The sequence below is a fragment of the Deltaproteobacteria bacterium genome (assembly GCA_020848905.1).
Taxonomy (GTDB): domain Bacteria; phylum Myxococcota_A; class Polyangia.
The window spans coordinates 20,971-29,279 of sequence record JADLHG010000002.1 but is presented as its reverse complement, the minus strand read 5'-3'; the positions used below and the strand labels follow the sequence as shown (position 1 = coordinate 29,279).

General features: G+C 71.3%; 9 protein-coding genes. 5 read left to right on the top strand and 4 right to left on the bottom strand.

What is annotated here, in order from left to right; translation table 11 throughout:
* Together IT371_00275 and IT371_00270 are read left to right on the top strand one after the other, a co-directional pair.
* A partial coding sequence (locus tag IT371_00275; GenBank protein MCC6746057.1) for a formate--tetrahydrofolate ligase occupies positions 1 to 257 on the top strand: 257 nt, incomplete at its 5' end.
* A 549-nt stretch (positions 258 to 806) separates the two neighbouring features.
* On the top strand, positions 807 to 1,481 hold the full coding sequence (locus IT371_00270) for a hypothetical protein (protein MCC6746056.1): 675 nt from the start codon (positions 807 to 809) through the stop codon (positions 1,479 to 1,481).
* A gap of 154 nt (positions 1,482 to 1,635) precedes the next feature.
* Here the strand turns inward: IT371_00270 and IT371_00265 are convergent, their stop codons facing one another.
* Entirely contained in the window at positions 1,636 to 1,986 is a 351-nt protein-coding gene (locus IT371_00265; GenBank protein ID MCC6746055.1) for a hypothetical protein, read from the bottom strand.
* A gap of 194 nt (positions 1,987 to 2,180) precedes the next feature.
* Between IT371_00265 and IT371_00260 the strand changes: the two genes are divergently transcribed.
* Both IT371_00260 and IT371_00255 read left to right on the top strand, forming a co-directional pair.
* On the top strand, positions 2,181 to 3,170 hold the full coding sequence (locus IT371_00260) for a carbon-nitrogen hydrolase family protein (GenBank protein ID MCC6746054.1): 990 nt from the start codon (positions 2,181 to 2,183) through the stop codon (positions 3,168 to 3,170).
* 274 nt (positions 3,171 to 3,444) lie between these two features.
* Positions 3,445 to 4,275 carry a hypothetical protein gene (locus tag IT371_00255; GenBank protein ID MCC6746053.1) on the top strand — a complete coding sequence of 277 codons (831 nt, stop codon included), beginning with the start codon at positions 3,445 to 3,447 and terminating at the stop codon, positions 4,273 to 4,275.
* A gap of 48 nt (positions 4,276 to 4,323) precedes the next feature.
* Here the strand turns inward: IT371_00255 and IT371_00250 are convergent, their stop codons facing one another.
* From IT371_00250 to IT371_00240, 3 genes are all read right to left on the bottom strand, one after another.
* Complete coding sequence (locus IT371_00250; protein ID MCC6746052.1) at positions 4,324 to 5,097, bottom strand: hypothetical protein; 774 nt, start codon at positions 5,095 to 5,097, stop codon at positions 4,324 to 4,326.
* Positions 5,098 to 5,331: 234 nt separating this feature from the next.
* A complete protein-coding gene (locus tag IT371_00245) occupies positions 5,332 to 6,189 on the bottom strand; it encodes a hypothetical protein (GenBank protein ID MCC6746051.1) in 858 nt (285 codons plus the stop codon).
* A gap of 289 nt (positions 6,190 to 6,478) precedes the next feature.
* Positions 6,479 to 7,114: a hypothetical protein gene (locus tag IT371_00240; protein ID MCC6746050.1), complete on the bottom strand. Its 636-nt coding sequence runs from the start codon at positions 7,112 to 7,114 to the stop codon at positions 6,479 to 6,481.
* Between the two features lie 314 nt (positions 7,115 to 7,428).
* On the opposite strand from IT371_00240, the gene IT371_00235 reads away from it, so the two are divergent.
* A complete protein-coding gene (locus IT371_00235) occupies positions 7,429 to 8,295 on the top strand; it encodes a hypothetical protein (GenBank protein ID MCC6746049.1) in 867 nt (288 codons plus the stop codon).
* Positions 8,296 to 8,309: the final 14 nt, after the last annotated feature.

Below are 8,309 nucleotides of genomic sequence, written 5' to 3'. Positions count from 1 at the left end.
TGAAGGACGTGGAGCGGCTGGGCTACGCCGCGCTGCCGGTCTGCATCGCCAAGACCCAGAACTCGCTCTCCGACGATCCGACGCGCCTCGGCCGCCCCGAGGACTTCGACATCACCGTGCGCAACGTGCTCATCAACGCGGGCGCCGGTTTTCTCGTGGTCATGACGGGGGACATCCTGCGCATGCCCGGCCTCCCCGAGGTGCCCAACGCCGAAGGGATCGACCTCGTGGACGGGCAGATCCGCGGCCTGCGGTGAGCGCCGGCTGGAAGTGACGGCCAGCGAGGCTGATCGCTGACGCAGACCCTTCCTGCGACCACCCCCGCCGTCGTATCATCGAGGCGTTTGAACGCGCATTCTACCCATCGCCGCGGCCGCAGCCTGAGGGGTCTCTCCGAGGCGGTGCGCACCCTGCACGCGGACCGCGCCGGAGCCCTGGACACCCTCACGAGCCTGCTGGTCGAGCACGGGCTAGTGGACCGCGCCGTGGCCTACTCCGTGGGCCGTTCGCACGAGACCTTTCAGCTGACGGACCTGGGACAGACCGCCTTTGGACCCGAGATGCCCGAGCGGTTCGCCGCCTTCATCGGCGGACAGGACGTCCGCTGGGGCTACTTCAACCCCGCGCGTCCCGAGCCCGCGCAGCGAAACCGCGCGGTGTGCATCTCGGCGACCTGGATCCAGCGCCCGCTCGAGCAGCGCCGACGAAGGAACGGACGGTGGGGGGTCACGCGAGAAGACCTCCCCGCACTGGCGAGCGGTCTCGCGAAGCTGAACCCTCTGCTCGACGCCGTGGGAGCGGGCGGTATGCACCAGCTTCGCGTCCTGGTCTGCGATGGACCCGCGCTCCTCGCGTGGGTCGGGGGCTTCACCTTCGACCCGGTGAGCGCGTCCCAGCAGCGCGCGCTCACGGCCCTCGTGCCGGCCCTCCGGGATCGGCTGCGCCTCGAGCAGCAGCTCGCACCCGTGCGCGCTCGCGCCGCGGCCCTCGACCTCGCGCTCGAGCAGGTCCCCGGCGCCGCGTTCCTCCTCGACGGCCGGGGCCAGGCGCGCTGCACGAACGGCCTCGGCCGCTCGCGACTCGACCGCGACCCGCGAGGCCTCGCCGCGGCCCTTCAGCTCGCCGTACGCCAGCGCGCGAGCGACGCCGCCTTCGTCGTCTCGCCCCTCCTCGAGCGGGGCCTCCCCGCGTATCACCTCCTCGTAGAGCGCCCCGCCGTGAACCCGCATCCCACCGCCGACCGCGGGCCCGACCACACGGACCGCGGCGCCGACCCCGCCGAGAGCTGGTCCCTCACCCCGCGCGAGCGCGAGGTGCTCTCGCTCCTCCTCGACGGCATGGCCAACCGCAGCATCGCCCTCTGCCTCGACTGCTCCGAGCGCACCGTCGAGACCCACGTCTCCCGCGTCCTCGCCAAGGCCGGCGTGGAGTCCCGCGCCCAGCTCATCCGCGCGGTCCTCGACCACAATCGGCGCAGGTAGACCCGCTGCACAGGGTCGCCCGTCGTCGACCGTCGCGCTCTCCGACGAACCGACGACGCCCCCAAAACGCGCGCGACCCCGCCCCGGGTCCTTTCGGGCCCGGAGAGAGGTCGCACCACGAAGCTTTCGGGAAGTTCGTCGCCCGGAGGCGGGACTACTTGGTGAGGTGCTTCTTCACGCGATTGAGCTGCATCTGCACGCCCTCGCCGATGTAGCAGGGCACGACGGAGAGCCCGTCCACGCAGAGGCCCACGCGCGTGAGGATGTCCATGAACTCCTCGCTCCAGCGGGCGTTATCCACGCGCTGGCGCTCCCCGCGCACGACGATGCAGCCGTTCAGCATCGTGCCGTGCGGCGTGAGGATGATCGGCTCGAAGCTCTCGATGTTCCCCGCGTCCCGCTGCTTGGTCCAGTACCCCACCGCGCTCTGGAAGAGCTCGAGCGCCATGTGCTCCTTGCCCGGGATAGACCGATTCCACCCAATGAACAGACCATAATTCGCCATGACTGTCCTCCTCCACCACGTGCCGTTGTCGCGAGGCACAAATGCCGGAGCCCCACTCCGCAGCCTGTTCCGCGGGTGACGCCCTGGCTTCGTGTCCGTTGAGGTTTCGCAATATCGATCCGCGCAGGAAGAAGATCAAGCGGCCTTGCAAAGACCCGCGTGAAGTGTTCTGTTTTTTCCGCCAGGAGGGACCCATGCGCGTACGTCGTGCCGTGCGAACCTTGATTCTCGCTGCGATCCCGATGCTCTGCGCGTGCTCGAGCTCGAGCGGCGCCTCCTCCGACGGAGCGCCCCCATCGGGCGATGCCCGCGCCTCGCGCGACGGCGGCGCAGCGAGCGACCGCGGCGCGAGCCCCGACGCCGCGGCGACGACCTTTCGCGTGGCCGGGGTGCAATACGCGGACGGCGACTTCAGCAAGGTCCCCGGCTGCGGCGACGATCTGTGCGGCCTCACGCACTTCGTGAAGGACGCGGCGAAGAAGGGGGCGCGCCTCGTCGTCACCCCGGAGTACGCCATCGATCAGAAGACCTCCGAGCCCGCCCCGGCGAAGGGCGACGCGCTCACCACGGACGCCCGCTTCACCGACGGCTCGATCCTCCGTACCCTCGGCAAGCTGGCCGACGAGCTGAACGTCACGCTGGTCTTCAACCTGATCACGCAGGAGGGCAGCGGCGGCGCCGCGAAGCTCCACAACACGCAGGTGGCCGTGGGCCCCGACGGCAAGGTGCTCGCGCGGCACTACAAGTTCCACCTCTTCGGGGGCGAGGGAAAGCAGCTCGCTCCCGGCACGCACGTGACGGAGAACTACTTCGACACCCCCGTCGGAAAGGCGGGGCTGCTCATCTGCGCGGACATCCAGTGCTCGGTGAACGGCGTGGGACCCGACTGCGCCGCCGACGAGATGAAGCTGCTTCAGGAGTTCGTCGCGCAGAAGCCGGCCCTCGCCCTCTTCTCGGCCTACTGGACCGTGGGCCCGGCCAACGCGGGCAGCTCCATCTGGTGGCCGCTCAACGTGCAGAAGAACTTCGCCACGCAGACCAAGATGTTCGTGGTGGCCGCCAACACCACCAAGGCCCCCGGCGCGGGGGGCGGGATCTTCGACCCCGAGGGCGCGACCCTGGCCTCGAGCGAGCTCAACACCCCCGCCGTGGTGCTCGCGGATCTGCCGCTCCCCAAGAAGTAGCCAGGGCCGTTCCCCCACCGTCCGCGGCAAGGACGTAGCCCCCCTGCCACGCGGGATCTCGCCTCTCTCCAGGAACCAGCGACCACGCTCCCCGGCCCACCGATTCGCGGGGAGACGCTCCCTCCCGGCCCGCGCCGCCCGTCGCCGCCCGCTCACGCGCAGGGCGCTGGGATCCGTGGCGATTGCACCCTCGGAAGGCCCCTCGCGACGCGTGGCACGTGCGTTGCTTTTGCGAACGTCGCACTCACAACGACTCGTACACGGGAGGTTTCCCATGCGTTCGCAAGCTCTGGGTCGGTGGCTGGCCCCTGTGGTGGCTGCCCTGGGTCTCTGGTCCTCCGCCGCGCTCGCCGCGCCGCCGCAGCCCGGCACGGGCGGCGAAGGTCGCGGAGCCTCGTTCCTGGACCGCATGTACAGCCTGCGCCAGGCCTACCGCGGCAAGGTGCACATCGCGACCTACCGCGGCCGACCCGCCGTCTTCATCAACACCAACTTCGGCCGCGGCGAGACCTACGACTGGACCGCGCAGGAGCAGGCCAAGTTCGAGGCCTTCCGCACCGACTTCCTGAAGGCCATGGGCACGAACACGGTGCAGCTCTGGAATCCGGTCGGAGACGACTGGCTGCACGTCGGCACGGGCCTCGGCACGAACGCGCGCCTCTCGGCCGACCGCAAGGGCAAGACGATGAAGGTCTACAATTACTACGACGCCGAGGACTTCGCCCTGCCGGAGCCCGGCGAGCAGCGCACCACCGTCCTGGCCAAGCTGAACAACATCCAGCTCGACAAGTTCAACCGCTACATCACCGCCATCGAGCGGGACTTCGAGGGGACGCTGGGCGAGACCGAGTACAACGGCGGCGTGCCCCCTTACGTGACCGGCCGTCGGGACGGCTCGCACAACTGCACCTCCTGGATGAGCTCCTGGCTCAACAAGGAAGTGGATCGGAACATCCCCTACGGCGCCGATCCACCGAGCTGGTGCCGCACGCTCGCCGAGCGCACCGACTCGCAGGCCCTGCGCGGGATGGTGATCTTCAACCACCCGAACGCGCCCCGCACGGGGAGCGTGGTGCCCGAGAACTTCCGCTTCCTCTTCGAGTAGCCGTCGCGCGAACGCGCGGGCCCCTTCCCCCTAACCCCCCTGCCTCACTCAGTCGTCGTGCAGGTGGTGGTGATGGCCGATCCCCGGCGAGTTCATGAACGCGTGTAGGCGCGCGCTGCGGGCCTCGGCTTCGGCCTCCTCGGCGGCCTTCTGCGCCGCTTCCGCCGCCTTTTCGGCCTTCCACGAGCGATAGACCTGCCGCGCGAAGTTCGCGCTCTCCCCGAACGCCGCTCCGTAGCGCGCGAACTGGACCTCGCGAACGGGACCCGACAGGTCGCCGATGAAGCCGAAGAAGCCGTCCTCCTGCGACTCGAGGCTCGCGCGCAGCGCCGCCGCCTGACTCCGGCCGAAGAAGTTGGCGTCGTAGAAACGCGTGATGAGCAGGTCCTGCGCCCGGTTGGTACCCGCGGGCGTCATGCCGATGAGGGTGCGTAGCTCGCCGACGCCGATGCGCGGGGTCCAGAAGCGCTGAAACGCGAGCACGAGGCCCGAAGCCGTGGCCCCCGCCCCGAGGCGGCGCATCTCGTGCACCACCTTCCCGAGGTCGTAGAGGGAGGTGCCGGCGAGATTCGCGCGCCCCCCGTGCTGGACGAAGACGCGGGCGGCGACCCGCGCCGCTTCGGTGCTGCTCGCCCCGCGCACCTCTCGCAGCAGCCGTTCACCTGGGCGGAGCGGCTGCCCCGTGAGGCGCGCGAAGACGCCGCGCAGAAACCCCCCGCGAGGTAGCTCCTCCGGCACGCCACCGGGACCTCGCGCGTGAACCGAGGCGGCCCCCAGCGACAGGGCCGAGGCGAAGACGAGCGCGGCGATCCTGCTGGTCATGCGGCCTTCCTCCGACACGGGACGTGCGGAGGGCGTTGTGCAACGACCGGGCCGCGGGGCGTGGGGCCCCGGGGTAGCTCAGGTACGCGAGATCGGGGCTATTGTCCGGAGGGGCGACCGCGGCGTGGTGGCCGCTCGCGCCCATGCGAGCCGGCTGTTCGGCCGCTCGTGTGGCCACCCACCCGAAGTGGCGCGCAACGGGCCAGGGCTTCGGGCCCCGTGCCCACCGGGCGCTTACCGCACGAGCTGGCCGAAGGCGCGCTCCACCTCGGCCACGAGCCGGCCGGCACCGTCCAGGTCGCCGGCGTTCAGCTGCCGGTAGGCCGCGTCGAGCTGGCCGCTCCAGCCGCGCACGGTCTCGGCGGCGGGGAGGGGCTGGGCCTTGGAGCGACCGAGCTTCACGTTCGGACCCACGGCGAGGTAGCCGGCCGAGAGCGGGAGGAACATGCTCGTGGGCAGCGGAACGGGACCGAGCTTGTAGCCCGCGAGCTCCTCGGGGGCGATCTGCGTCTCCAGGCGCTCGCCCGGGGCCTTGCCAGGCTGCCGCCGCACGATGCGCGCCACGTCCCGCGCGAGGGTCTTCGGGTTCAGCCCGAGCTCGCCCATCAGGCCCATCCCCAGAGCGCACGTCATGCCGAGCGCCACCTCGATCACCGGGATCGCCGACCGAGCGGCGCTGCGCGGCTGCGCGTCGTAGCCGTGGGTCGGGTCGTAGTTCAGCGCGGCGTAGTCCGCCAGGCCCTTGCCGTGCGCCGTGACGCCGAGGCCGAGCCCGAGGTGCAGCTTCGGGCTGACGAGCGTCTCGGACCAGATCTTTCCGTCGGCGATCTCGAGGGCCCGTCCCCAGCGCAGACCCAGCCCCACGAGCCCCAGCATCGCGTCTCCGCCGCGAAGGCGCGGCACCATGGCCCGCGCATCCCGCCGCGTCGGGTCCGCGAACCCGACGAGGAGCCGCATCCCCTCGATGCGATCCCGCGTGGCGTTCTTCGCCGCCTCGACCGGAGTCGGCGGTGCGGCGTGCGCGGAGCTCGCGACGCTGAGAGTGGAAACGACGAGGCCGAGCACAGACCCGAGCGCGACGTGGCGACGCATGAGACACCCCTTCCCTGGTGGCGCTCCGACGGAGCGAATCGCGGCGGCGGGGTGCGAGAAGCGTGCCCAACGTTCGATGGTGAGGCTGGACACTCGACGCGTCACCGAGCTCGTTCACGTCCGCGCCCATTTCGGTGGCTTGCGCGAGAGAGCGCGGCGGCGGGCCGTGAAGCGGTCGCGCCGCGACCACCACGACGCCCGCGCGACGGATTTCGATTCTGCGAGGCGTTCGTCGAATCTGCGCAAGAAGCGTTCTCGCGACCGGACGGCGAGGAGCGGCGCGCTCGGCCTACTTCTGCCAGTCGGTGCGGAAGACGACGCGGAAGGTGAACTTCCCCGCGGGGAAGACCACGTCGGCCACCTTCTCGCAGCACGAGCCCTCGACGGTGGCCTTGCCACGAAGCTCGCCCCCCACCTGCAGACACCCCTTATCCAGCTCGAAGGCCCGCCACTCCAGGTCCACGCCGCCGGCGAGCCCCTTCTTGGCCTCCACGTTCACGGTCCCCACGCACCCTTTCGGCGCGCCGGGGTTCGGGTTGGTGAAGGTGTTGAAGGTGTAGGCCAGCTTGTCCGTCGGACAGATCGGAGCGAGGACGGGAGTGCAGGTCGTCGCGGCGGAGCCGAACGTGCAGGTGGAGACCACCACCTGGAGGGCGCTCCCCGTCGGCGCGGGGGCCGGACAGGCCGGCTTCATGGGCGGGCAATCCTCGCCGGTCTCCTGCTTGGGCAGCGTGATCGCCGGCAGGCCGCAGCCCGGGCCCGCGGCGTCGGCGCGCCCCGCGTCCCCGCCGACGCCGAGGTCCTGCGTCGAACCCGACCTGTCCACACGGCCCCCACCATCCAGCCGCCCCCCTTCGACGCCGCACCCGACGCCCAGCAGCATCGCTCCGAGCCAGACCGCTGATCTCCGTGCACGCGCTGTCATGTCCCTCCCTCTGCCGATCGAGTGTATCCCGGCCGCCCGGCGGCGGCGCGTTTTCGCCGGGAAGAAGGCCCCTCGCGCGCCTCGACCTGCACAACCCGATCCGGCTATTCCGCGCCGGGCCCTGTGCGAATTCGCACGCCTGACTACTCCGATGGCCGGGCCAATGCCGTAGCGCGTCGTCGGAGTGTCGCGGCCTTGCCGGCGGCACGCTTGGTGCTTGCCCTCCTGGTATGGTCGAACAGCCCGTGGGCCGGGCACGCACGAGGACCCGGCCCGTCGGACCATTGCCCGCGGTGTGCCTGGCGCTCGGTTTCGTGGCCGCCAGCGAAGGGGCGGTGCGCGCCGAGTCCTCCGTCGGACTCCTCCCTCGGCGGTCGGCGAGCCTTTCGCCCCGAACCTCTCAGAGCTGGGCCTCGAAGCCCGCGCAGATCGCGCCGACGCCGTCGAACGTCGCGCTGCCGGTGCGCCCGGCCGCGCCGCCCTTCGCCTTCCGGCCGCCTTCGGTGGCCCAGGTCCGCGCCCAGCTCGAGGCGTGCCTGCTCGAGCAGTCGCAGCGCCCGCAGAAGCCCTTGCTCGAGCAGCTCGGCGCGGGCCTCGGGGCGGCGACCCGCGCGGCGCGCTCCGCCGTGGCCCCGCTCTGTGCGAAGGCCGCCGCATTCACGATCTACCAGTGGAACTTCGCCAAGGACTTCGTTCGCTCGCCCAAGCGCATGGCGCGCGCGGCCGCGCTGCTGGCGACGCGCGTCGGGACCGGTGCCCTCGTCTTCGCGTTCACCGGAAGCCCGGTGCTGGCCGGCGCGAGCTCCTTCGTGGTCGGCTCGCTGGTGGACCGCGTGCTGCCCGGCTTGCCGTCGCACGTCACGCGCCCGTCGCGCGGTGAGTGGGTGCTCGGCCTCGTGACGGGGACGGCGGTGGCCGCGCTCACCGCGAACCTGGGCGATCACTTCCTCGGGCTCTGGGCTCCGCAGGCCAGCCGTGCCTTCCAGACCATGCCCGGTCTCTCGGCCCTGGCGGTGAACCAGGCGGGCTACCACCCGCTCCTGCGGGCCGTGAGCAACGGTGTGCTCGGCGTCGTCCAGCGCCTCACCCGCTTCGCGACGAAGCGCGTCGGGCGAGAGCTGCTCCTGGACGACGCGGCGAACCCGCTGCAGAGCGCACCCGCATCGCTCGACCCGAGATAGGGCAAGAGCCCGCG